Source organism: Pseudomonas sp. VI4.1, assembly GCF_002029345.1.
In the GTDB taxonomy this organism is placed as follows: Bacteria; Pseudomonadota; Gammaproteobacteria; order Pseudomonadales; family Pseudomonadaceae; genus Aquipseudomonas.
In genome coordinates, this window is record NZ_MULM01000007.1 from 1 (window position 1) to 1393 (window position 1393).

The window sequence follows — 1393 nt, forward strand, 5'->3', positions numbered from 1 at the left end:
AGAAGAAGCCCAGCGGATTGATGTCGTAGCTCACCAGCAGGTTTTTGGTCTGCTGATAGTGATCAAGCATCATCTTGTGGGTTTCACGGCCGACGCCGGACTTCTTGTAGCCACCGAACGCGGCATGCGCCGGGTACAGGTGGTAGCAGTTGGTCCAGACACGCCCGGCCTTGATCGCGCGGCCCATGCGGTAGGCGCGGTTGATGTCGCGGGTCCACAGGCCGGCACCCAGGCCGAACTCGGTGTCGTTGGCGATGGCCAGGGCTTCGGCTTCGTCCTTGAAGGTGGTGATGCTCACCACCGGGCCGAAGATTTCTTCCTGGAACACGCGCATTTTGTTGGTGCCCTTGAGCAGGGTCGGCTGGATGTAATACCCGGTCGCCAGGTTGCCCTCGAGTTTTTCGATTTTCCCGCCGGTCAGCAGCTCGGCGCCTTCGCCCTTGGCGATTTCCAGGTACGAAAGAATCTTGTCGAATTGCTGCTCGGACGCCTGGGCGCCGACCATGGTGTCGGTGTCCAGCGGGTCGCCACGTTTGATTTGCAGGACTTTTTTCATCACGACGGCCATGAACTCGTCGTAGATCGATTCCTGTACCAGGGCGCGGGACGGGCAGGTGCAGACTTCGCCCTGGTTGAAGAACGCCAGCACCAGGCCTTCGGCGGCTTTTTCGATGAAGGACGGTTCGGCCTTCATGATGTCTTCGAAGAAGATGTTCGGCGACTTGCCACCCAGCTCCACGGTGGACGGAATGATGTTTTCGGCGGCGCATTTCATGATGTGCGAGCCGACCGGGGTCGAGCCGGTGAAGGCGATCTTGGCGATGCGCTTGCTGGTGGCCAGGGCTTCGCCGGCCTCTTTGCCGAAACCTTGCACCACGTTGAGCACGCCCGGCGGCAGCAGGTCGCCGATCAGCTCCATCAGCACGGTGATGCCCAATGGGGTTTGTTCGGCAGGCTTGAGCACCACGCAGTTGCCGGCGGCCAGGGCCGGCGCGAGTTTCCAGGCGGCCATCAGGATCGGGAAGTTCCACGGGATGATCTGCCCGACCACGCCCAGCGGTTCGTGGATGTGATAGGCCACGGTGTTGCCGTCGATCTCGGCGGCGCTGCCTTCCTGGGCGCGGATGCAACCGGCGTAGTAGCGGAAGTGGTCGGCGGCCAGCGGGATGTCGGCGTTGAGGGTTTCACGCACGGCCTTGCCGTTGTCCCAGGACTCGGTAATCGCCAGGAGTTCCAGGTTCTGTTCGATGCGGTCGGCGATTTTCAGCAGCACCAGCGAGCGCGCCTGGACGGACGTGGCGCCCCAGGCATCGGCAGCCGCGTGGGCAGCGTCCAGGGCCTTGTCGATGTCTTCGGCCGTGGAGCGCGGGAATTCGGCAATCGGTTGGCCATT

Annotated in this window: 1 protein-coding gene; it reads right to left on the minus strand. The window is 62.6% G+C overall.

Annotation, left to right across the window (positions count from 1 at the left end):
• Nucleotides 1-1393 (minus strand): aldehyde dehydrogenase family protein (locus tag BZ163_RS00040; protein ID WP_128869319.1); only part of this gene is annotated, 1393 nt, incomplete at both ends.